Source organism: Xanthomonas floridensis (assembly GCF_001642575.1).
Taxonomy (GTDB): Bacteria; Pseudomonadota; Gammaproteobacteria; order Xanthomonadales; family Xanthomonadaceae; genus Xanthomonas; species Xanthomonas floridensis.
This window is the reverse complement of the sequence record NZ_LXNG01000022.1, coordinates 39,347-62,621: the sequence shown is the minus strand read 5'-3', so window position 1 is coordinate 62,621 and position 23,275 is coordinate 39,347. Positions and strand designations below refer to the sequence as shown.

At 65.9% G+C, this 23,275-nt stretch carries 19 protein-coding genes; 13 read left to right on the top strand and 6 right to left on the bottom strand.

Annotation, left to right across the window (positions count from 1 at the left end):
* Positions 1 to 2 precede the first annotated feature (2 nt).
* From A7D17_RS13450 to A7D17_RS13440, 3 genes are read left to right on the top strand one after another with little or no spacing between them, the layout of a single operon-like run.
* Positions 3 to 1,133: an efflux RND transporter periplasmic adaptor subunit gene (locus A7D17_RS13450; protein WP_064509555.1), complete on the top strand. Its 1,131-nt coding sequence runs from the start codon at positions 3 to 5 to the stop codon at positions 1,131 to 1,133.
* Positions 1,130 to 4,636 carry an efflux RND transporter permease subunit gene (locus tag A7D17_RS13445; RefSeq protein ID WP_064509554.1) on the top strand — a complete coding sequence of 1,169 codons (3,507 nt, stop codon included), beginning with the start codon at positions 1,130 to 1,132 and terminating at the stop codon, positions 4,634 to 4,636. The genes A7D17_RS13450 and A7D17_RS13445 overlap by 4 nt, the downstream gene beginning before the upstream one ends.
* Complete coding sequence (locus tag A7D17_RS13440) at positions 4,633 to 7,719, top strand: efflux RND transporter permease subunit (protein WP_064509553.1); 3,087 nt, start codon at positions 4,633 to 4,635, stop codon at positions 7,717 to 7,719. The genes A7D17_RS13445 and A7D17_RS13440 overlap by 4 nt, the downstream gene beginning before the upstream one ends.
* Before the next feature lie 346 nt (positions 7,720 to 8,065).
* Here the strand turns inward: A7D17_RS13440 and A7D17_RS13435 are convergent, their stop codons facing one another.
* The 5 genes from A7D17_RS13435 to zwf all read right to left on the bottom strand — a co-directional run bounded on the left by A7D17_RS13435 (position 8,066) and on the right by zwf (position 14,038).
* Entirely contained in the window at positions 8,066 to 8,725 is a 660-nt protein-coding gene (locus A7D17_RS13435) for a bifunctional 4-hydroxy-2-oxoglutarate aldolase/2-dehydro-3-deoxy-phosphogluconate aldolase (RefSeq protein ID WP_064509552.1), read from the bottom strand.
* 49 nt (positions 8,726 to 8,774) lie between these two features.
* On the bottom strand, positions 8,775 to 10,691 hold the full coding sequence (edd, locus tag A7D17_RS13430; RefSeq protein WP_064509551.1) for a phosphogluconate dehydratase: 1,917 nt from the start codon (positions 10,689 to 10,691) through the stop codon (positions 8,775 to 8,777).
* A gap of 196 nt (positions 10,692 to 10,887) precedes the next feature.
* Positions 10,888 to 11,607 (bottom strand): 6-phosphogluconolactonase, encoded by a 720-nt coding sequence (gene pgl, locus A7D17_RS13425; protein WP_064509550.1) that lies wholly within the window; start codon positions 11,605 to 11,607, stop codon positions 10,888 to 10,890.
* On the bottom strand, positions 11,604 to 12,611 hold the full coding sequence (glk, locus tag A7D17_RS13420; protein ID WP_064509549.1) for a glucokinase: 1,008 nt from the start codon (positions 12,609 to 12,611) through the stop codon (positions 11,604 to 11,606). The genes pgl and glk overlap by 4 nt, the downstream gene beginning before the upstream one ends.
* Entirely contained in the window at positions 12,608 to 14,038 is a 1,431-nt protein-coding gene (zwf, locus tag A7D17_RS13415) for a glucose-6-phosphate dehydrogenase (protein WP_064509548.1), read from the bottom strand. Before zwf ends, glk begins: the two co-directional genes overlap by 4 nt.
* Positions 14,039 to 14,457: 419 nt before the next feature.
* Between zwf and A7D17_RS13410 the strand changes: the two genes are divergently transcribed.
* Entirely contained in the window at positions 14,458 to 15,552 is a 1,095-nt protein-coding gene (locus A7D17_RS13410) for an ABC transporter ATP-binding protein (RefSeq protein ID WP_064509547.1), read from the top strand.
* 184 nt (positions 15,553 to 15,736) lie between these two features.
* On the opposite strand, the gene ygfZ is transcribed toward A7D17_RS13410, so the two are convergent.
* Positions 15,737 to 16,609, bottom strand: a complete 873-nt coding sequence (gene ygfZ, locus A7D17_RS13405) for a CAF17-like 4Fe-4S cluster assembly/insertion protein YgfZ (protein WP_064509546.1) — start codon at positions 16,607 to 16,609, stop codon at positions 15,737 to 15,739.
* Here ygfZ and A7D17_RS25110 point away from each other — a divergent pair.
* The 9 genes from A7D17_RS25110 (at position 16,511) to lolD (ending at position 23,264) form a co-directional block, all read left to right on the top strand.
* Positions 16,511 to 16,819, top strand: a complete 309-nt coding sequence (locus A7D17_RS25110; protein ID WP_228961328.1) for a DUF1674 domain-containing protein — start codon at positions 16,511 to 16,513, stop codon at positions 16,817 to 16,819. The genes ygfZ and A7D17_RS25110 overlap by 99 nt on opposite strands.
* Before the next feature lie 56 nt (positions 16,820 to 16,875).
* Positions 16,876 to 17,268: a succinate dehydrogenase, cytochrome b556 subunit gene (sdhC, locus tag A7D17_RS13400; RefSeq protein WP_064509545.1), complete on the top strand. Its 393-nt coding sequence runs from the start codon at positions 16,876 to 16,878 to the stop codon at positions 17,266 to 17,268.
* Positions 17,265 to 17,651: a succinate dehydrogenase, hydrophobic membrane anchor protein gene (sdhD, locus tag A7D17_RS13395; protein ID WP_064509544.1), complete on the top strand. Its 387-nt coding sequence runs from the start codon at positions 17,265 to 17,267 to the stop codon at positions 17,649 to 17,651. Before sdhC ends, sdhD begins: the two co-directional genes overlap by 4 nt.
* A 34-nt stretch (positions 17,652 to 17,685) precedes the next feature.
* The gene (gene sdhA, locus A7D17_RS13390) at positions 17,686 to 19,476 is read left to right on the top strand and encodes a succinate dehydrogenase flavoprotein subunit (protein ID WP_064509543.1); all 1,791 of its coding nucleotides are present in this window, start codon (positions 17,686 to 17,688) and stop codon (positions 19,474 to 19,476) included.
* Positions 19,477 to 19,705: 229 nt separating this feature from the next.
* Entirely contained in the window at positions 19,706 to 20,488 is a 783-nt protein-coding gene (locus A7D17_RS13385) for a succinate dehydrogenase iron-sulfur subunit (RefSeq protein WP_029219952.1), read from the top strand.
* A 111-nt stretch (positions 20,489 to 20,599) separates the two neighbouring features.
* Positions 20,600 to 20,848, top strand: coding sequence for an FAD assembly factor SdhE (locus tag A7D17_RS13380; protein ID WP_014507842.1), 249 nt, complete (start codon positions 20,600 to 20,602; stop codon positions 20,846 to 20,848).
* On the top strand, positions 20,799 to 21,251 hold the full coding sequence (locus A7D17_RS13375; RefSeq protein ID WP_064509542.1) for a protein YgfX: 453 nt from the start codon (positions 20,799 to 20,801) through the stop codon (positions 21,249 to 21,251). Before A7D17_RS13380 ends, A7D17_RS13375 begins: the two co-directional genes overlap by 50 nt.
* Before the next feature lie 23 nt (positions 21,252 to 21,274).
* On the top strand, positions 21,275 to 22,516 hold the full coding sequence (locus tag A7D17_RS13370) for a lipoprotein-releasing ABC transporter permease subunit (protein ID WP_029219950.1): 1,242 nt from the start codon (positions 21,275 to 21,277) through the stop codon (positions 22,514 to 22,516).
* A gap of 37 nt (positions 22,517 to 22,553) precedes the next feature.
* Positions 22,554 to 23,264 carry a lipoprotein-releasing ABC transporter ATP-binding protein LolD gene (gene lolD, locus A7D17_RS13365; protein ID WP_161946547.1) on the top strand — a complete coding sequence of 237 codons (711 nt, stop codon included), beginning with the start codon at positions 22,554 to 22,556 and terminating at the stop codon, positions 23,262 to 23,264.
* Positions 23,265 to 23,275 lie beyond the last annotated feature (11 nt).

Below are 23,275 nucleotides of genomic sequence, written 5' to 3'. Positions count from 1 at the left end.
CGATGTCGCCACTCTCCTTCTTGCCCCGCCGCAGCGGAACCTGCGCCGCGGCGCTGTTGATCACCACCAGCCTGTTGTTGGGCGGATGCAAGGCCGGCGATGGCGAGGCCAAGGCAGCAGAAGAAAAGAAGGTCGTGGACGCCGTGCCGGTGGAGACGGCCAAGGCCGCGCGCCGCGCGGTGGCCGCCAGCTATACCGGTACCGCTGCACTGGAGCCGCGTGCGGAAGCGCAGGTGGTGGCCAAGACCTCCGGCGTGGCGCTGGCGGTGATGGTGGAAGAAGGCCAGAAGGTCTCGGCCGGACAGGCGCTGGTGCGGCTGGACCCGGACCGTGCGCACCTGGCCGTGGCGCAGAGCGAAGCGCAGTTGCGCAAGCTGGAAAACAGCTACCGCCGTGCGACACAACTGGTGGGGCAGCAGCTGGTCAGTGCCGCCGATGTCGACCAGCTCAAGTTCGATGTGGAAAACAGCCGCGCGCAGCATCGCCTGGCATCGCTGGAGTTGTCCTACACCACGGTGCAGGCGCCGATTTCCGGCGTGATCGCCTCGCGTTCGATCAAGACCGGCAACTTCGTGCAGATCAATACGCCGATCTTCCGCATCGTCGACGACTCGCAGCTAGAGGCCACGCTCAATGTCCCCGAGCGCGAACTGGCGACACTCAAATCCGGTCAGCCGGTGACCTTGCTGGCCGATGCGCTGCCGGGCCAGCAGTTCGTGGGCAAGGTGGATCGCATTGCGCCGGTAGTGGATTCGGGGAGCGGCACGTTCCGCGTGGTGTGTGCCTTCGGCAAGGGCGCCGAGTCGCTGCAGCCGGGCATGTTCGGGCGCATCCGCATCGATTACGACCAGCGCAAGGACGCCCTGGTGATCCCGCGCCTTGCGCTGCTGGACGATGGCGAGCCGGCGGTGTTCGTGGTGCGCAATGGCAAGGCCAACCGGGTGCCGGTGAAGCTGGGCTATGCGGAAGGACCGTGGCTGGAAGTGCGACAAGGCCTGAAGGAAGGCGACCAGGTGGTGACAGCCGGCAAGGTGGCGCTGCGCGATGGCACTGCGGTGCAGGTGATCGGCCAGCCGGATCGCAAGCCGGTCGCCGCTGCTCCGGCGGCTGCACGCGATGAGACGCACGCATGAGTGACCACGGCAACCCGCACGGCCCCGTGCACGACCCGCATGCACCATCTCCCGGTGGCGGTCTGGTCGCCTTCGCCACGCGGCGGCGGGTGACCATCGCGATGATCACCGTGACCATGCTGCTGTTCGGCCTGATCGCGCTGCGCAGCCTCAAGGTCAACCTGCTGCCGGACCTGAGCTATCCCACGCTCACCGTGCGCACCGAATACACCGGTGCGGCGCCGGCGGAAATCGAGACGCTGGTAACCGAGCCGGTGGAAGAAGCGGTTGGCGTGGTCAAGAACCTGCGCAAGTTAAAGTCGATCTCGCGCACCGGGCAGAGCGACGTGGTGCTGGAATTTGCCTGGGGTACCAACATGGACCAGGCCAGCCTGGAGGTGCGCGACAAGATGGAAGCGCTGTCGTTGCCGCTGGAAACCAAGCCGCCGGTGCTGCTGCGCTTCAATCCGTCTACCGAGCCGATCATGCGCCTGGCGCTGTCGCCCAAGCAGGCGCCGGCCTCGGACGCCGATGCGATCCGCCAGCTCACCGGGCTGCGACGCTATGCCGACGAAGACCTGAAAAAGAAGCTCGAACCGGTGGCCGGCGTGGCCGCGGTCAAGGTCGGCGGCGGTCTGGAAGACGAGATCCAGGTGGACATCGATCAGCAGAAACTGGCCCAGCTCAATCTGCCGATCGACAACGTGATCACCCGGCTGAAGGAGGAGAACGTCAATATCTCCGGCGGCCGGCTGGAAGAAGGCTCGCAGCGGTATCTGGTGCGCACGGTCAACCAGTTCGTGGATCTGGACGAGATCCGCAACATGCTGGTCACCACGCAGAGCAGCAGTAGCAGCGCTGCCGATGCAGCGATGCAGCAGATGTATGCAATCGCCGCGTCCACCGGTTCGCAGGCGGCGCTGGCGGCAGCGGCCGAAGTGCAGAGCACCTCGTCGTCGTCCAGCAGCAGCATCGCCGGCGGCATGCCGGTGCGCCTCAAGGATGTGGCGCAGGTGCGCCAGGGCTACAAGGAACGCGAGGCCATCATCCGCCTCGGCGGCAAGGAAGCGGTGGAGCTGGCGATCTACAAGGAAGGCGGCGCCAATACCGTGTCCACTGCCGCGGCGCTGCGCAAGCGCCTGGAGCAACTGAAGGCCACGGTGCCGGGCGATGTGGAGATCACCACCATCGAGGATCAGTCGCACTTCATCGAACACGCGATCAGCGACGTCAAGAAGGATGCGGTGATCGGCGGCGTGCTGGCGATCCTGATCATCTTCCTGTTCCTGCGCGATGGCTGGAGCACGTTCGTGATCAGCCTGTCGCTGCCGGTGTCGATCATCACCACGTTCTTCTTCATGGGCCAGCTGGGGCTGAGCCTGAATGTGATGTCGCTGGGCGGCCTGGCCCTGGCCACCGGCCTGGTGGTGGACGATTCCATCGTGGTGCTGGAGAGCATCGCCAAGGCACGCGAACGCGGCCTGAGCGTGCTGGATGCGGCCATGGCCGGCACCCGCGAGGTGAGCATGGCGGTAATGGCGTCCACGCTGACCACCATTGCGGTGTTCCTGCCGCTGGTGTTCGTCGAAGGCATCGCCGGGCAGTTGTTCCGCGATCAGGCGCTGACGGTGGCGATCGCCATTGCGATCTCGCTGGTGGTGTCGATGACGCTGATTCCGATGCTGAGTTCGCTCAAGGGCGCGCCGCCGATGGCGTTTCCGGATGAACCCGGCCACCCGCAATGGCAGCCCGAGCAGCGCTGGCTCAAGCCGGTGGCGGCCGGCCGCCGCGGTGCAGGCGCCAGTGTGCGCTACGCCTTCTTCGGCGTGGCGTGGGCGGTGGTCAAGCTGTGGCGCGGGTTGAGCAGGGTGGTGGGGCCGGTAATGCGCAAGGCTAGCGATCTTGCGATGGCGCCGTATGGCCGCGCCGAGCGTGGCTACCTGGCGATGCTGCCGGCGGCGTTGCGCCGGCCGTGGTTGGTGCTCGGCCTGGCCGCTGCGGCATTCATTGGCACCGTGCTGCTGGTGCCGCTGCTGGGCGCGGACCTGATCCCGCAGCTGGCGCAGGACCGCTTCGAAATGACGGTGAAGCTGCCTTCCGGCACGCCGCTGGCGCAGACCGATGCGCTGGTGCGCGAGTTGCAGCTGGCGCACGACAAGGACCCGGGTGTGGCGTCGCTGTATGGCGTCAGCGGCAGCGGCACGCGGCTGGATGCCAACCCCACCGAAAGCGGCGAAAACATCGGCAAGCTCACCGTGGTGATGGCCGGCGGCGGCAGCCCGGAAGTGGAAGCAGCGGCCACGCAGCGGTTGCGCAGCAGCATGGTCGGTCATCCTGGCGCGCAGGTGGATTTCGCGCGGCCCGCGCTGTTTAGTTTCTCGACGCCGCTGGAAGTGGAATTGCGCGGGCAGGACCTCGGCGAGCTGGAACGTGCCGGGCAGAAGCTGGCCACGATGCTGCGCGCCAATGGCCACTATGCGGACGTGAAGTCCACTGTCGAGGAGGGTTTCCCGGAAATCCAGATCCGCTTCGACCAGGAGCGCGCCGGTGCGCTGGGGCTGACCACGCGGCAGATTGCCGATGTCATCGTCAAGAAGGTGCGCGGCGATGTGGCCACGCGCTACAGCTTCCGCGATCGCAAGATCGATGTGCTGGTGCGTGCGCAGCACAGCGACCGTGCCAGCGTGGAGGCGATCCGTCAGTTGATCGTCAATCCGGGCAGCAGCCGGCCGGTGCGTCTGGCGGCGGTGGCAGAAGTGATGGCGACCACCGGCCCGAGCGAGATCCATCGCGCCGATCAGACCCGCGTGGCCATCGTGTCGGCCAGCCTGAAGGACATCGACCTGGGCGGTGCGGTGCGCGAAGTGGAGACGATGGTGCGCCAGGACCCGTTGGCCGCCGGCGTGGGCATGCATATCGGCGGGCAGGGCGAAGAACTGGCGCAATCAGTGAAGTCGTTGCTGTTTGCGTTCGGGTTGGCGATCTTCCTGGTCTACCTGGTGATGGCCTCGCAGTTCGAATCGCTGCTGCATCCGTTCGTCATCCTGTTCACCATCCCGCTGGCGATGGTGGGTGCGGTGCTGGCGCTGCTGATGACCGGCAAGCCGGTGTCGGTGGTGGTGTTCATCGGCCTGATCCTGCTGGTGGGACTGGTGACCAAGAACGCGATCATCCTGATCGACAAGGTCAACCAGTTGCGCGAAGAAGGCGTGCCCAAGCGACAGGCCTTGATCGAAGGCGCACGCTCGCGCCTGCGGCCGATCATCATGACCACGCTGTGCACCCTGTTCGGCTTCCTGCCGCTGGCGGTGGCGATGGGCGAGGGCGCGGAAGTGCGTGCACCGATGGCGATCACCGTGATCGGTGGGCTGCTGGTGTCCACGCTGCTGACCTTGCTGGTGATCCCGGTGGTGTATGACTTGCTGGACCGCCGTGCCGACGCCTACTACCTGGAGCGTGGCCGGCGCATGGCGCGTCGGCAGGCGCCGGAAAGCGGCCATGCCGACGGACTGGAGGCGCTATGAGCGTTGCCGCCTTCAGTATCCGTCGCCCGGTCACCACCATCATGTGTTTCGTCTCGCTGGTGGTGGTGGGGTTGATCGCCGCATTCCGGCTGCCGCTGGAAGCCTTGCCGGACATTTCCGCGCCGTTCCTGTTCGTGCAGTTGCCGTATACCGGCTCCACCCCGGACGAGGTGGAGCGCAACCTGGTGCGGCCAGCCGAAGAAGCCTTGGCCACGATGACCGGTATCAAGCGCATGCGCTCGACCGCCACCGCCGATGGCGCCAACATCTTCATCGAGTTCAGCGACTGGGACCGCGACATCGCCATCGCTGCATCGGACGCGCGTGAGCGGCTGGATGCCATCCGCGACGATCTCCCGGACGATCTACAGCGCTTCCACATCTTCAAGTGGTCCAGCAGCGACGAGCCGGTGCTCAAGGTGCGCCTTGCCAGCCAGACCGACCTGACCGGCGCCTACGACATGCTCGACCGCGAGTTCAAGCGGCGTATCGAGCGCATTCCCGGCGTGGCGAAGGTGGAGATCTCCGGCGCACCGCCAAACGAGGTGGAGATCGCGATCGCGCCGGACCGGCTTACCGCGCACGACCTCAGTCTCAATGATCTGAGCGAGCGTCTGGGCAAGCTCAATTTTTCGGTGTCGGCCGGGCAGATCGACGACAACGGCCAGCGCATCCGCGTGCAGCCGATCGGCGAGCTGCGCGATCTGCAGGAACTGCGTGAGCTGGTCCTCAATGCCAAGGGCCTGCGCCTGGGCGATATCGCCGAGGTGCGCCTGAAGCCTACGCGCATGAACTACGGACGCCGGCTGGATGGGCGCCCGGCGATCGGCCTGGATATCTACAAGGAACGCAGCGCCAACCTGGTGGAAGTCTCGCGGCTGGCCTTGAAGGAAGTCGAAGACATCCGCGCAGAACCTGCGATGCGCGACGTGCAGATCAAGGTCATCGACAACCAGGGCAAGGCCGTGACCTCGTCGCTGGCCGAACTCGCCGAAGCCGGCGCGGTGGGCCTGCTGTTGTCGATCACCGTGCTGTTCTTCTTCCTGCGGCATTGGCCATCGACCCTGATGGTGACCCTGGCGATTCCGATCTGCTTTGCGATCACGCTGGGCTTCATGTATTTCGTCGGGGTCACGCTCAATATCCTGACCATGATGGGCTTGCTGCTCGCGGTCGGCATGCTGGTGGACAACGCGGTGGTGGTGGTGGAAAGCATCTACCAGGAACGCGAGCGCATGCCGGGTCAGCCGCAGCTGGCGGCCTTGCTGGGCACGCGCAGCGTGGCGATCGCGCTCAGCGCCGGCACCCTGTGCCACTGCATCGTGTTCGTGCCGAACCTGTTCGGCGAAACCAACAACATCTCCATCTTCATGGCGCAGATCGCGATCACCATTTCGGTGTCGCTGCTGGCGTCGTGGCTGGTGGCGATCAGCCTGATCCCGATGTTGTCCGCGCGCATGAAGACGCCGCCGATGGTGACGTCCGAGCGCGGCGTCATCGCCAAGCTACAGCGGCGCTATGCCCGTATCCTGGCGTGGACGCTGGCGCACCGTGGCTGGAGCGTGACCGGCATTATCCTGGTCAGCGCCATCAGCCTAGTGCCGATGAAGCTGACCAAGGTCGACATGTTCGGCGGCGATGGAGGCAACGAGGCCTTCATCCAGTATCAGTGGAAAGGCTCCTACACCCGCGAGCAGCTGGGCGAAGAGATCGGCCGTGTGGAAAATTACCTCGAAGCCAATCGCGCCAAGTACCACATCACGCAGATCTATTCGTGGTTTAGCGAAGTGGAAGGCAGCAATACGGTGGTGACTTTCGACGCGAGCAAGGTGAAGGATCTGCCGCCGCTGCTGGAGAAAATTCGCAAGGAGCTGCCGCGCTCTGCGCGCGCCGACTACAGCATCGGCAATCAGGGCGATGGCGGTAACGGCAACCAGGGCGTACAGGTGCAGTTGGTTGGCGACTCCACCGAGGCGCTCAAGGCGCTGGCCGACGAGGTGGTGCCATTGCTGGCGCAGCGCAAGGAACTGCGCGACGTGCACGTGGATACCGGCGACCGCACCAGCGAGTTGGCGATCCGCGTGGACCGGGAGCGTGCCGCCGCCTTCGGTTTCAGTGCGGAGCAGGTGGCCAGTTTCGTGGGCCTGGCATTGCGCGGCACGCCGTTGCGCGAGTTCCGCCGTGGCGATAATGAAGTGCCGGTGTGGGTGCGGTTTGCCGGCGCCGAGCAAAGCAAGCCCGAAGACCTGGCCGGCTTCACCGTGCGCACCAAGGATGGCCGCAGCGTGCCGTTGCTGAGCCTGGTGGACGTGCAGATTCGCCCGGCCGCCACCCAGATCGGGCGCACCAATCGCCAGACCACGCTGACCATCAAGGCCAACCTGGCCGAAAAAGTCACCGTACCGGAAGCGCGCGCGGCGATGGAAAAGCCGCTCAAGGCGATGAGTTTCCCCGCCGGCTACAGCTACACCTTCGACGGCGGCGATTACCAGAACGATGGCGAGGCGATGGGCCAGATGGTGTTCAACCTGGTGATCGCGCTGGTGATGATCTACGTGGTGATGGCGGCGGTGTTCGAATCGCTGCTGTTCCCGGCAGCCATCATGAGCGGCGTGCTGTTTTCGATCTTCGGCGTGTTCTGGCTGTTCTGGATCACCGGCACCTCGTTCGGCATCATGTCCTTCATCGGCATCCTGGTGCTGATGGGCGTGGTGGTGAACAACGGCATCGTGATGATCGAGCACATCAACAATTTGCGTCGCCGCGGCATGGGCCGTACCCAGGCGCTGGTGGAGGGCTCACGCGAGCGGCTGCGGCCGATCATGATGACGATGGGTACCGCCATCCTGGCGATGGTGCCGATTTCGCTGACCAGCACCACCATGTTCAGCGACGGCCCGCCGTACTTCCCGATGGCCCGCGCCATCGCCGGCGGCCTGGCGTTTTCCACCGTGGTGAGCCTGCTGTTCCTGCCGACGATCTACGCCATGCTCGACGACATGAGCAACGGCGCAGCGGCACTGGTGCGACGTGCACGCGGTCTGCCGAAGACGCCGCCGGCAAGCGTTGCGTTGGAGTCGTGATCGACCCACCACGCGTCGTTTGAAGCCGCTCTCCCGGCGGGAGCGCCGCTGGCGTGATCGCCTGCCGACAAGCCTCCCCCATCCGCCCTGCGGGCACCTTCCCCCGCACGCGGGGGAAGGGACGTCGTAGCTGGGGAAGGGACGGCGCACGCGAGGAAGGGGCCTCGCAGGTGTGCTGGAACACCAAGATCGCCTGCGCTCTGTCGCGCGGGAGTGGAACACCAAGATCGCCTTGCACCTTAGCCCCTCTCCCGCCTGCGGGAGAGGGGTTGGGGTGAGGGCGCAGATACTCCAAGTACAGCCACTCAGCCGCCCAGCGTCACCACCAGATGCAGCGCTCGGTCAATCAGCCCGCCCGCACCTGCCGCACGATCGCCGCCGCCTTGGCCGAGCTTTCCTTGACCTTGTCCCATTGGCCCTGGGCCAACCAATCCTTGGGCACCATCCACGACCCGCCGATGCAGACCACATTCGGCTGCGCCAGGAACTCGGCGGCGTTGGCTTCACTGATGCCGCCGGTGGGGCACAGCTTGAGGTCGGACAGCGGGCCAGCCAGACCCTTGAGCATCTGCAGGCCGCCTACGGCGGTGGCCGGGAACAGCTTGCAGACGCGGAAACCCAGTCCCATCAGGGTCAGCAGTTCGGTTGGCGTGGCCGCGCCGGGCACCGCCGGGATCGGCGCATCGGCCAGCAGGCGTGCGAGCGGGGCGGGCGTGCCCGGGGTCACCAGGAAGTCCGCGCCGGCATCCACCGACTGACGCAGTTGCAGTTCGCTCAGCACCGTGCCGGCGCCGATCACGATGTTGGGCAGTTCGCGCTTGAGCATGGCCAGCGCATCGATCGCCACCGGCGTGCGCAGGGTCAGCTCGATGGCGGGCAGGCCGCCTTCCAGCAATGCGTCGGCGACGCGGCGTGCCTGGTCCAACGTATCGACGGTGACCACCGGCAGGATGCCGGCGTCGCGCAGCAGCTGTTCGGCGGTGTTCTGGGTCTGGGCAATCGTCATTGCAACTCCATTAGACGGCGGCCCATAGCGGCCGCGCAGAGGGAAGGGATCAGGCGTCCTTGGACTCGTGCGGCGCAGCGGCGGCAGCGGCGTCGGCGCCCAGTTCATATTCGGCGTCGTAACTCCACAACGCGCCGTCCGGATGGGTCGGACCGCAGGAAATGGAGATCGCGCCCTGGTCGGCCGGGCCGACGACCTGGCGGTTGATGCCGAACAGGTTGCGGCCCAGGTCGTTGCCGGCCACCGCGGTGTTCGGCGCCACCTCGCGCGAGGCCCATTCTTCGGCCGATACCAGTACTTCCAGGGTGCCGGCTTCGCCGTCCAGGCGCACGATGTCGCCTTCGCGCACGCGTCCGATCGGGCCGCCGCGCGCGGCTTCGGGGGTCAGGTGGATGGCGGCCGGGAACTTGCCCGACGCACCGGACAGGCGGCCGTCGGTGACCAGCGCCACGCGCCGGCCCTGGTTCTGCAGCAGGCCCAGCAACGGCGCCATCGAATGCAGTTCCGGCATGCCGTTTGCCCGCGGGCCCTGATAGCGCAGCACCACCACGAAATCGTGCGGCAGCACGCCGGCCGCATGCAGCTTGTTGAGCACCTGCGGGGTGTCGATCACCACGGCGGGCGCTTCGATGCTGCGGTGCTGCGGTTTGACCGCAGACAGCTTGATCAGCGAACGGCCCAGGTTGCCGCGCAACAGGCGCAGGCCACCCTGCGCTTCAAACGCATCGCTGACCGGGCGCGCGACGCTGTCGTCGGCGGTGGTCGCGGTGCCGGGCACGTAGCTGACCTTGCCGTCCTGCAGGCGCGGCTCGTTGACGTAGGCGCGCATGCCGCCTTCGACCACGGTGGGCAGGTCGTCGTGCATGTAGCCGGCGTCCATCAGTTCGCGGAACACGAACGCGGTGCCGCCGGCAGCCTGGAAGCGGTTCACGTCGGCCTCGCCGTTGGGATAGACGCGGGTCAGCAGCGGCACGGTCTGCGAGATCAGGTCCATGTCGTCCCAGGTCAGCACGATGCCGGCCGCACGGGCTACTGCGATCCAGTGGATGGTGTGGTTGGTCGAGCCGCCGGTGGCCATCAGCGCGACCACCGCGTTGACGATGGCGCGCTCGTCGATCAGGCGGCCGAACGGGCGGAAATCCTGGCCCAGTGCCGAGATCGCCAATGCACGCGCGGTGCCCTCGCGGGTGAGCGCATCGCGCAGCGGCAATTCCGGGTTGACGAACGAGGCGCCGGGCAGCTGCACGCCCATCGCCTCGAGCAACACCTGGTTGGAGTTGGCGGTGCCGTAGAAGGTGCAGGTGCCGGGCGAGTGGTAGGAGGCCGATTCGGCTTCCAGCAGCTCGGCGCGGGTGGCTTCGCCGGCGGCGTAGCGCTCGCGCACTTCGGCTTTCTGCTTGTTCGGAATGCCGGGCGTCATCGGGCCGGCCGGCATGAAGATCGCCGGCAGGTGCCCGAATGCCAGCGCGCCGATCAGCAGGCCGGGCACGATCTTGTCGCACACGCCCAGGTACACCACGCTGTCGAACATGTCATGGCTCAGGCCAATCGCGGCGGCCTGGGCGATGTTGTCGCGCGAGAACAGCGACAGCTCCATGCCCGCGCGGCCCTGGGTGACGCCATCGCACATCGCCGGCACGCCGCCGGCCACCTGCGCGGTGGCGCCGAGCGCACGCGCGGTATCGCGGATCAGCTGCGGGTAGTGCTCGAACGGCTGGTGCGCCGACAGCATGTCGTTGTAGGAGGTGATGATGCCCAGGTTGGGCGTGGCGGCGCCGCGCAGGCGCGATTTGTCGGTGGGCTCGGAGGCCGCGAAGCCATGCGCGAGATTGCCGCAGCTCAATCGGCTACGGAACGGACCCTCACGCAGGGCGGCATCGATGCCGGCCAGATAGGCCGCGCGCGAAGGCGCGCTGCGCTTGCGGATGCGGTCGGTGACAGCTTGGATGTTCGGATGCAGGCTCATTGGCTACCGGCTATGAGAAACGGGGGGATGTGGTGCGTGGACTTGGAATTCTGCATGTCTGCGCGGCGGCTGGAACGGGCAGGGGGGCACCGAAGCGGCATTCGCCTATCGACACTCTTGCGCGCGCCCTGCAGCGTGCTGGCTGCTGCAGGAGCGCGCCATCGCGTGCATGCCGTAACGGCAACCGCGCTGCGTATTAGGCACACCAGTGCACACGCAGTCTGGGGCCGGGCTGCTGCAAGGCCACGCGGATCGGATACTGGCTGATGTCATCGCCGGCCAGCGCCGCCGTCAGGACGTCGAGCTTCTGCTTGCCGCGCAGCAACAACAGGCGGCTGGGGATCGGTGCCAGCCCGGCAGGGGTCAGGGTGATGCGCAGCGGCCATTGATTGGCGCCCGGACAACCGGTGGCATCCAGCGACGCGTACGGCTGTGGGCTGGCGAGCGCTTTCGGCAGCTCGGTCGAGCCGGGGAACAGCGAGGCGGTATGGCCGTCGCCGCCCATGCCCAGCACCGCCAGGCAGGCCGGCTCGGCATGCGTGGCCTGCAGGTTGGCGGTGTGCACGCATTCGGGCAGTTGCTTGCCAGGGCGAACCAGCGGGATGAAGGTCGCCGCTGGCGCGTGGGTCAGGAAGCTGTGATTCACCAGCCAGGCGTTGCTGTCCTGGTCCTGCGGCGAGAGCCAGCGCTCATCCACCAGGCCCACTTCGACCCGCGACCACTCCAGCGGACGATGTGCCAGCGATTCGTAGACCGGCGCAGGCGTGGTCCCGCCGGAGAGCAGCATGCGTGCCTGCCCGCGACGCGAGATTTCCTGTTCCAGCAGGTCGGCCATTTCGCTGGCCACCGCCTCGGTCCATTCGGCCGGGTCGTCGTAACGCACCAGGGTGATGCGCGGGTCGTCCTGCAGGCTCATCGCTGTTCTCCTGGATGCTGCCGTTCGGCATCCACGGCATATGCGGCCGCGCCGAGCAGTCCGGCATGCGGATGCATGACGGCCAGCGAGGGCACCTTCGACATGATCGCGGAGAACCGGCCCTTGTGCTCGAAACGCTGGCGAAAGCCGGAGTGCTGCAGTGAATCCAGCACCTTGGGCACCAACCCGCCGGTAAGAAACACGCCATCCCAGGCACCTTGCATCAACACCATGTCGCCGGCGATCGCACCGAAGATGGCGCAAAACAGGTCGATGGTGCGTGCCGAGCGCGGGTCGCCTGCGGCTGCGCGCGCGGTAATGTCCTTGGGCTCCAGCGGACCCGGGTCGACCCCGGCAATCTCACTCAGCGCACGGTGGATATTGACCAGGCCCGGGCCGCAGATCAGGCGTTCGTTGGAGACCCGGCCGAATTGCTCGGAAAGGATTTCCAGCACGCGGATCTCTTCCGGCGTGCCCGGCGGAAAGCTGACGTGGCCGCCTTCGGTTTCCAGCGGGAAACAGCGTCCGTTGCGGATGATCAGGCCACCCACGCCCAGCCCGGTGCCCGGGCCGATCACGCCGTAGTTGCGCGGCTGATCGATCGACGCCGGCCGCCAGCTGGCCCCACCCACCTGCACCACGTCCTGCGGACGCAGCAGGCTGATCGCCATGGCCTGTGCGGCAAAGTCGTTGATCAGGTGCAGGGTGCTGAAACCAAGCATGCTGGCGGTGCGCGTGCGCGAGATCACCCACGGATGGTTGGTGATGCGCGCTTCGTCGCCATCCACCCGCCCGGCCACCGCGAACACGCCCTTGGTGGCCTGTACGCCGATCTGGTCGAGGTAGTACCGGGCCGCTTCACCGAGCGAGGCGAACTCCACTACCGCAAATTCGCGCGAGGTGTCGTCCAGCAACGGTACCGAGGCGTCGACGTCGGCCAGCGCAAAACGCGCATTGGTTCCGCCGATATCGGCAACCAGCACCGGCTTGGAAGGAGCGGTCATGCGTTGTTTCCCTGTGCGTCGGTGGCGGGAGGCAGGAACGGGGCAGCGGTGTCCGGGCCCCAGCTGCCGGCCGGGTAGGGCTGCAGCGGAAGTTGGGCCGCAGCCCAGGCATCGCTGACGCTGTCGATCCAGGCCCAGGCGGCCTTGACCTCGTCGTCGCGTACGAACAGCGCCGGGTTGCCGTTGAAGGCATCCACGAACAGGCGTTCATAGGCGATGCGGCGATGCAGGCCGGTAGGCACCGACAGCTCCAGCTCCAGCGGCTGCAGTTCGATCGCGCCCCATTCCGGGCCGGCCAGGCTGCTCATCAGGCCCAGCTCGATGTTTTCCTGCGGCTGCAGCTGGAAGGTGAGGCGGTTGGGCACCGCATTCTGCCGGTCGGGCCGCTCGAACAGCCAATGCGTCACCGGCTTGAGCGTCACCACGATACGGGTGGAGCGCTCGGCCAGGCGCTTGCCGGTGCACAGATGGAACGGCACCCCGGCCCAGCGCCAGTTGTCGATATGCGCGGTCACCGCGACGAAGGTTTCCACGTCGCTGCCTTCCGGCGGGTGGTAGGCCTGCGCGGGCTGGCCATTGATGGTGCCGGCGGTGTAGCGGCCGCGCACGCTGTCATGTGCGGCGTGCTCGGCGGTCATCGGGCGCAGTGCACGCAGCACCTTGACCTTCTCGTCGCGGATGCGGTCGGCTTCCAGCGACGCCGGCGGCTCCATCGCCACCAGGCACAGCAACTGCAGGATATGGCTCTGCACCATGTCGCGCAGCGCGCCGGAGCGGGCGTAGTAGGCATCGCGCCCGTCCACACCTTCGCTTTCGGCCACCAGGATCTGCACCGATTCGATATAGGTGCGGTTCCAGACCGCCTCGAGCAGCGTGTTGCCGAAGCGCAGCGCCACCAGGTTCTGAACCGCCGCCTTGCCCAGGTAATGGTCCAGGCGGAACACGCGGTCTTCGTCGATCAAGGCGCCGATCGACTGCAGGATCTCGCGGGCGCTGTCCGAGTCGTGGCCGATCGGCTTTTCCAGCATCAGCCGGTGCGGTGCGGCCAGCGCGCCGCCCAGTGCCAGGCCCTGACAGGTGCTGATGTACAGGCCGGGCGGAATCGCCAGGTAGCTGACGATGCGGCGGCTTGCCAGCTCGCGGACCGCATCGGCCACCGACTCGGCATTGCGCAGGTCCACCGAGCGGTAATCGATACGCTGCAGCAGCGCCTGGATCTGCTCGGGTGTGGCGATCGGCAGCGCTTCGGTCAGTCGCGGGCGCAGCACCTCGCGGAACGCCTCGGTGTCGTGCGGCGACAACGCCAGCGCACGCACGCGGAAGTCTTCCGGCAGCAGGCCATCGACGAACAGTCGCAGCAGGGAAGGGAAAAGATAGCGCTGGGCAAGATCGCCGGTGGCGCCGAACAGGATCAGGGTGTTGTGCATGGATCGCGTTTCGGATTCTGGGGACATCGTTATCAGCGGCTTGGCGGAAAGGCGCCGGGGTGCCGGCGGTCGGTACGTCTGTTCCTGCACCGCACTTGCGTGCGCGCAGCGGGGGATGGACGCTGACGCCCAATCCCCGATTGTTGCAGCAACTGGCGGTCAGCGGTTAGCGCATCGGCGGTATAGCTGCCCTGCGTGGTGGAATGACCGGCTCCGCATGGCAGCTGACGCCGCGTGAAACAGCAGCGTGGGTCGGTTGCGGCATGATTCCTCCCGAAATCGATGTTGCCATGTGAAAACGATTACATGTCAGAATAAACCAATGCATTCGTTTGCAGGAACATTCCGTGCAGATGGGTCGGTCGTCATTGCCATCGGGAGGGCCGAGGGCAGGGCGCATACACAGTTGAGGCCGAACGATGGCGAAAGTGCAGTTGGAAGGTGTCCGCAAGGTCTATGAAAACGGCCAGGTGGCAGTGCAGGGTGCGAGCTTCGAGGTCGCCGATGGCGAGTTGATGGTGCTGGTGGGGCCATCGGGCTGCGGCAAGTCGACCTTGCTGCGCATGATTGCCGGGCTCGAGGACATCAGCGCGGGCACGTTGAAGATCGGCGAGCGCGTGGTCAACGACGTGGCGCCCAAGGATCGCGACATCGCCATGGTGTTCCAGAGCTATGCGCTGTATCCGCACATGACCGTGGCCGAGAACCTGGCCTTCGGGCTCAAGCTGCGGGGCCATCCAAAGCAGGTGATTGCCGAGCGGGTCAACAATGCTGCCGAGCTGCTCGGGCTGACCCCGATGCTGGACAAGCTGCCCAAGGCGATGTCCGGCGGCCAGCGCCAGCGCGTGGCGCTGGGGCGGGCGATGGTGCGCGAATCGTCGGTATTCCTGCTCGACGAGCCGTTGTCGAACCTGGACGCCAAGCTGCGCCACAGCGTGCGCACCGAGATCGCCCAACTGCACCGCAAGCTCGGCACCACCATGATCTACGTCACCCACGACCAGGTCGAAGCGATGACGCTGGGCCAGCGCATCGTGGTGCTCAAGGATGGCGTGATCCAGCAGATCGATAGCCCGATGGCGCTATACGACCGCCCGGCCAACTTGTTCGTGGCCGGTTTCCTGGGCAGCCCGGCAATGAACGTGCTGCAGGGCCGGCTGGATGAGCAGGACGGCCTGCATCTGGTGATGGCCGATGGCTGGCGCGTGCCGCTGGGTGCTGCGCAGGTGGATCGTCGCTGGTTCGGCCAGGACGTGATTGTCGGCGTGCGACCGGAGCATCTGCAGCCGTCCGGCGATCCGGTGCTGGGTTTCGAGGCGCGCGTCGAGGTCGTCGAGCCGGTGGGCAACGAGATCTTCCTCAACCTGGATCGCGGTGGGCAGCCGCTGGTGATTCGCGTCGCGCCGCAGGCCTTGCCGGCGGTCGGCGAGCCGTTGCGCCTGGCGCTGCGCAGCGATGCGCTGCATTTCTTCGACCCGGCCACTGGCGAGCGCCTGACAAACGCGACTGCCTGAGAACGGCCTCACGCCGCCGGCATCTCAGCGCTGGCGGCGGAGCGAGTCGGTCCGCACCACCGCGGGCCAGCGACGGCTGCGCCAGGCAGGCCCGGCCGCGTCGATTGCCATTGCAGCCGTTCGCGAACTCGCGGCCCCACTCAGCGGGTGGGGCTCAGCAGGTGTCGCAGCAGCTCAGCTCAGCTCAGCGGGTCAGGCCGGGCGTCATCTTCAGCAATCGGGCAGGGGCGTCCCCGGCTTTCAATGCCATGCCATCGCCGACCGCCAGTTCCAGCGGCAGCACGGCCAGGGCAAGGGTGCCCGCGGCACTGACCACGCTGCCCACCTCGGCACCATCCAGGCTGATCGCATCGCCCGGTGCGACGGCGGTGTCGGTGTCGAGCAGTTGCACTGCGCGCTTGGCCTTGCCGAGGAAATGCGTGCGCGCCACGATTTCCTGGCCTGGGTAGCAGCCCTTCTTGACGCTGAAGGCCTGCAGGCGGTCGAGCGCCAGTTGCTGCGGAGTCCACTGCTCACGCTGTGCCTCCGGCAGGCGCACCAGGCCCAATTGCAGATCGGCGCGTCGCCATTGGGCGTCGATGCCGGGCAAATCGATAGGCGCAGCCAATGTATCGCCCGTCAGCAACAACAACGTGCGGGGCAGGGCGCTGCTACCGAGATCCAGTTCGATGTGCTGCGCGGTGATGGCCGCCTGCGCGCCTTGCGCCTGCCGTGGCGCCTGGAAGCCGGCATAGGCTGCGGGCGTGGCAACCGCGAGCTTCAGCTTGCGCCGGAACACGAAACGGCCCAGTTGCGCGGTGATCTCGGCCGCGTTGCCATCGGGCAGCAGCATCAGCAGGTGCGTGTCGTCCTCACGCAGGAGTGCGAAGATGGCGATGACGCGCCCCTTCGCCGTCAACCACGCATTCCATTGCCACTGCCCGATCGCCAGCGCCTGTACGTCGTTGGCAAACTGCGCATGCGCGAACGCCACTGCATCCGTCCCGATCAAGCGGACGTATTGCATGTCGTGCAGGGAGCCAAAACCCTGCGGAATAAGATTCAGGTTGTCAGCCACGGAAGGGGAGGACTAAAATCGCAACGTTGTGAGACCACTATGATAGGCCATCCAACCCCCACGCCATCGCAGGATTCCGAGACGCAGCCTTCCTCTCAGGAGCACATTCCCGAGAAGCAGCCCCTGCCCAAAGAGATCGGTGGGCGCGACGGCCCCGAGCCAACGCGCTATGGCGACTGGGAAAAAAATGGACGCTGCATCGATTTTTGAGCAGCTTTTAGCCACAGCGGCCTAGTGCCGCCCAGCCGAGATAACGAGCCCAGCGAATGGCGATCCGCGAACGTCCCACTTCCCCACATCTGCAGGTATATCGCTGGCAGATCCAGATGGCGACCTCGATCCTGCATCGAGCCACCGGCGTCATTCTTTCCGGAGGGGCGCTGGTCATTGCCGTCTCCCTGCTGGTGTTGATGCTCGGGCAGGACCATTGGTCGTGCCTCACCCAGCATCTTGGCGCCTGGTATGGCCAGCTGTTCCTGTTTGCTTGGTCATGGGCGTTTGCCTATCACCTGTCCAACGGCATCCGCCATATCGTGCAGGACTTCGGTCACGGCTTCAGCATCCCGGCTTTCGTGCGTAGCAGCTGGACCTCGGTGGTCGCCAGCCTGGTCATCACCGCCGCGATCTGGGCCTATGTCTTGACCGGAGCCGCCGCATGAGCCGTTACCGTACCCCGTTGAAGACCGTGCGCGGCCTGGGCGCCGCCAAGACCGGCACCGAGCATTTCGTGCTGCAGCGCCTGACCGCCACTGCGCTGGTGGTGTTGGCGATCTGGTTCCTGGTATTTGTGCTGAGCCTGCTCGGTTCCGACTACCCGACCGCGGTCGAGGCCGTGGCCAGGCCCTGGAATGCCGTGTTGCTGGTGGGTTTCCTGGTGGCGATGTTCTGGCACGCGCAGCTTGGCCTGCAGGTCGTGCTCGAGGACTACATCCACAATTCACTGCTGGCACTGGCGTTGCAGACGACGGTGAAGTTCATCGCCGTGCTTGGCGCAATCGTCAGCATTTTCGCAGTGGCGCGCATCGCGCTGGGCGGTGCCTGAGTCATCGGGCGCACAGAACAGGAATCCAGATTAGATGTCCGCTTACAAGATCACTGAACACAAGTACGACATGGTCGTGGTGGGAGCCGGCGGTGCCGGCCTGCGCGCGACCTTCGGCCTGGCCCAGAAAGGCCTGCAGACGGTCTGCCTGACCAAGGTCTTCCCGACCCGTTCGCACACCGTGGCCGCGCAGGGCGGTATTTCCGCCGCGCTCGGCAATATGGGCGAGGACGACTGGCGCTACCATTTCTACGACACCATCAAGGGGTCGGACTGGTTGGGCGACCAGGACGCCATCGAGTACATGTGCCGCGAAGCGATTCCGGCGATCATCGAACTCGAACACTACGGCGTGCCGTTCTCGCGCACCGAAGAGGGCAAGATCTACCAGCGCCCGTTCGGCGGCATGACCACCAAGTACGGCGAAGGCCCGTCCGCGCAGCGCACCTGCGCCGCGGCCGACCGCACCGGCCACGCCATGCTGCACACGCTGTACCAGCAGTCGCTGGCGCACAACGCGCGTTTCATGATCGAGTACTTCGCGCTCGACCTGATCTTTGATGAAGAGGGTGTCTGCCGCGGCGTGCTCGCGCTGGACATGGCCGAAGGCTCGCTGCACCTGTTCCGCGCCCACGGCGTGGTACTGGCCACCGGCGGTTACGGCCGCGCCTACTTCAGCGCCACCTCTGCCCATACCTGCACCGGCGACGGCGGCGGTCTGGTCATGCGTGCCGGCCTGCCGATGCAGGACATGGAGTTCGTGCAGTTCCATCCCACCGGCATCTACGGTGCGGGCTGCCTGATCACCGAAGGCGTGCGTGGCGAAGGCGGCATCCTGCGCAACAGCAACGGCGAGCGCTTCATGGAGCGCTATGCACCGCACTACAAGGACCTGGCCTCGCGTGACGTGGTGTCGCGTTCGATGACCATCGAGATCCGCGAGGGCCGCGGCGTCGGCGAGCACAAGGACCATATCCTGCTCGACCTGACCCATCTTGGCCCGGAAGTGATCAACGACAAGTTGCCCGGTATTGCCGAGAGCGCGCACATCTTCGCCGGTGTGGACGTGGCCAAGCAGCCGATTCCGGTGCTGCCGACCGTGCACTACAACATGGGTGGCATTCCCACCAACTACCACGGCGAAGTCGTGCGCAAGCAGGGTGATAACCCGGATGCGGTGGTGCCTGGACTGTACGCGATCGGCGAAGCGGCCTGCGTGTCGGTGCATGGCGCCAACCGCCTGGGCTCCAATTCGCTGCTCGACCTGGTGGTGTTCGGTCGCGCGGTGGCCAATCGGTGCGCCGAGACGGTCAAGACCAACCAGCCGCACAAGCCGCTGCCATCCGATGCCTGCGACAAGGCACTGGGTCTGCTGGACAAGTTGCGCCATGCCAACGGCTCCACGCCGACCTCGGTGATCCGCGACAACATGCAGCGCACCATGCAGTCGGACGCTGCGGTGTTCCGTACCAGCAAGACGCTGAAGGAAGGCGTGGACAAGATGGCCGAGATTTTCGCCACCTTCGAAGACGTCAAGGTGTCGGACCGTTCGCTGGTGTGGAACTCGGACCTGATCGAAACCTACGAGTTGAACAACTTGCTGCTCAACGCAGTGGCAACGATCAACTCGGCCGAGCAGCGCAAGGAAAGCCGTGGCGCGCATGCGCACGAGGACTTCCCCGATCGCGACGACGTCAACTGGCAGAAGCACACGCTGGTCACCGTAGACGACAAGGGCAAGTGCGATTTCGAATATCGCCCCGTCCACATGTACACGCTGAGCAAGGAAGTGGATGTGGTTCCGCCGAAGCCGCGCGTGTACTGATCGTCGATGCCGATGCCTGATACCGCCCCAGTCACCCAACCGACCCAACGCCTGGTGCGTCCGGACGTTGCGGTCCCACGGTGCGGAGCAGGGCTGACGCAGGCGCGGCGCCGGCGGCATGTCGGCGGCCGCGCCACCGTATCGGTGGTGGCATCCATCGTTTCCAATTTCATGCGCACGGTGCGGTTTTCGCTCGCACCGCGCGTCGCCTGAGCCAACGAGAGCAGCTATGGCAGAGTTCACCCTCCCCAAGAATTCCAAGATCGGCAAGGGCAAGCATTACCCTGCTCAAGGCGCCAAGAACACGCGCACCTTCAAGGTCTACCGTTGGGATCCGGATGGCGACGCCAATCCGCGTACCGACAGCTACGAGATCGATTTGGACAAGTGCGGCCCGATGGTGTTGGACGCGCTGATCAAGATCAAGAACGAGATCGATCCGACCCTGACCTTCCGCCGCTCCTGCCGCGAAGGCATTTGCGGCTCGTGCGCGATGAACATCGACGGCACCAATACGTTGGCCTGCACCAAGGCCATTGCGGCCTGTGGCAAGGCCGAGGTGCCGATCTACCCGCTGCCGCACATGGATGTGATCAAGGACCTGGTGCCGGACCTGACGCATTTCTATGCGCAGTACGCCTCGATCAAGCCGTGGATCCGCACCCAGACCCCCGCGCCGCCGGACCGCGAGCGCCTGCAGTCGCCCGAGGACCGCAAGAAGCTCGATGGCCTGTACGAGTGCATCCTGTGCGCCTGCTGCTCGACCAGCTGCCCGAGCTACTGGTGGAACGGCGAGCGTTACCTGGGCCCGGCAATCCTGTTGCAGGCCTACCGCTGGATCATCGACTCGCGCGATGAAGACACCGGTGCGCGCCTGGACGACCTGGAAGACCCGTTCAAGCTGTATCGCTGCCACACCATCATGAACTGCGCGCGCACCTGCCCGAAGGGATTGAATCCGGCACTGGCCATTGCCGAGATCAAAAAGCTGATGATGGCGCGTCGCGCCTGATCGCAAGGCGATACGGTCCCGCCTCGCGGGATGTGGTTCGCAGCGGCACCGGCCTCCTGGTCAGGTGCCGCTGTCGTTTTCGGCCTGCCGCAGGGCAGGGTGGAGAAAGAGATGGACGAAGACACACTGCTGAAGAAGCTGCGCTGGCGTTGTCGGCGCGGCATGCGGGAGCTGGATCAATTGTTCGGCCGCTATCTGGACCGACGCTGGGCGCAAGCGCCTGCGGCAGAGCGCGCGGTTTTCCTACAGTTGCTGGATTGCGAAGACGATAAGTTGTGGCGCTGGTTCATGGGATACGAGGCCTGCCCGGATGCCGACAATGCCGCACTCATCGCCGATATCCGCGCCATGCCGGCTTGAATGGCGGCCTTCGCGCGCACTTGCCTGCGCGCTGGTGCTGATGGCGCTGTTGGCCCAGTGCGCGGTGTGGCGCTGCGGCGCGCCGATCTGGGGTGCGCTGGTGTTGTCCGGCTATGCTGCGCTGCTCAGCATGCAGTCGCTGCGCCGCCTGTTGCGCTCGCCGTTGCGTGAGCTGGTGGTGCCATGGAGCGATGCGGCGGCCAGCGTCGACGGAGAGCGGGTGGAGAACATGCAGGTATGCTGGCGCGGGCCGATTGCGGTGGTGTCCTGGCGGGGCAGCGGTAGCCGCCGCAGCCGGCTGCATTTCTGGCCGGATACGCTGCCGGCAGCGCAGCGACGTGAACTGCGTCTGGCCGCACAGGCACATGCGATTTCGTCCCGGGCGCTGCAAGTGGCACCATAGCGTCCCTTTCCCGGTTGAACCGCATGTTCAAACCTATCCCGGTTGCCATCGGCTTGCGCTACCTGCGTGCCAAGCGGCGCAATGGCTTCATCTCCTTCATCTCGATGGCATCGATCCTGGGCATCGCCCTGGGCGTGACCGTGCTGATCACCACGCTGGCGGTGATGAGCGGCTTCCAGAAGGAAATCCGCGACCGTCTGCTGCAGATGGCTGCGCATGCCACGGTCAGTGCCGAAGGTGCGCCGATGCGCGACTGGCAGCACGCGGTCGAGGTCGCCATGGCCGATCCGCGTGTGGCCGGCGCCGCGCCGTACATCGAAACCGAGTCACTGCTGCAGGGCCCGCGCAAGCAACCGGCCATCGTGCGCGGTGTGATTCCTTCCGAAGAGGCCAAGGTGTCGGTGCTGGCCAAGAAGATGCAGCAAGGGTCGGTCGACAGCCTGACGCCCGGCTCCTACAACATCATCATTGGTAAGGAACTGGCGCTGTGGCTGGGGGTGGACGTGGGCGACGGCATCGTCGTGCTGCTCAGCGATACCCAGGCCACCCCGTTGGGCGCAATGCCGCGGCTCAAGCGCTTTACTGTCAGCGGCATCTTCGAGGCTGGCTACAACGAGATCGACCGCGGCCTGGCGGTGGTCAACATGCAGGATCTGGGGCGCGTGCTGCGTATGGACGGCGTGACCGGCGTGCGGCTGCGCCTGCACGACATGGACCAGGCCTGGAACGTGGCGCGCGACCTTGCGCTCAAGTTGCACGGCCCGTATCGCGTCAGCGACTGGACCCAGGAAAACGCCAACCTCTATCACTCGTTGAAGATGGAAAAGACCGTGATGGGCATCCTGCTGTCGCTGATCGTGGCGATGGGCGCGTTCAACCTGGTGTCCTCGCAGGTAATGCTGGTGACCGACAAGCAGGCCGACATCGCCATTCTGCGCACGCTGGGCCTGTCGCCCGGCGGAGTGATGCAGGTGTTCATGGTGCAGGGTTCGCTGATCGGCTTCATGGGCACCATCATGGGCGTGATCGGCGGCATCGTGCTGACGCTCAACCTCGAACGCATCCTGGGCGTGATCGAAGCGGTTTTCAGCGTCAAACTGCTGCCGGAGGACGTCTACTACATTACCGGCCTGCCGACCGACATGCAGACGCAGGACGTGGTGATCATCACCGTGGTCGCGTTGGTCATGAGTTTCCTGGCGACCCTGTACCCAGCGTGGCGTGCCTCGCGGACCCAGCCGGCGGAGGCGCTGCGTTATGAATGAGATCCGGGAATCGGGATTCGCGAAGCGGGAATCGGGAATGCAAAAGCCCAACCAATCCGATCTGGTGATTCGCGCCGAGGCGTTGGGCAAGACCTATGCCGAAGGCAAGATGCGCACACCGGTATTCGACGGCCTGGATCTGTCGGTAGCGACTGGCGAAACGGTGGCCATCGTCGGTGCCTCCGGTGCGGGCAAGAGCACCTTGCTGCATCTGCTGGGCGGGCTGGATATCCCGACCTCCGGCGAGGTCTACGTCGCAGGCCAGCGCATGTCCGCGCTGTCCGACGGCCAGCGCGGCAAGTTGCGTAACCAGGCGCTCGGCTTCGTGTACCAATTCCATCACCTGCTGCCGGAATTCACCGCGTTGGAAAACGTGATGATGCCGGTACTGCTGTCGGGCCAGGAGGTGGCGGTTGCGCGCGCACAGGCGCTGCAACTGCTGGAATCGGTCGGCTTGGGCCATCGCATCGAACACAAGCCCAGCGAGCTGTCTGGTGGAGAGCGTCAGCGGTGTGCGGTGGCGCGAGCCCTGGTCAATCGCCCCGGCTGCGTCCTCGGCGATGAACCCACCGGCAACCTCGACGACAAGACCGCCGGCACGGTGTTCGAGCTGATGCTGGAGCTCAATCGCGCCCAGCGCACCAGCCTGGTGCTGGTGACCCACGACCGCGGTCTGGCGCGCCGCCTGGATCGCGTGCTGGAGCTGCATCAGGGCAAGCTGCGCGAACTGGCGCCTTCGGCGGTGTGAGTGCTGCGCCG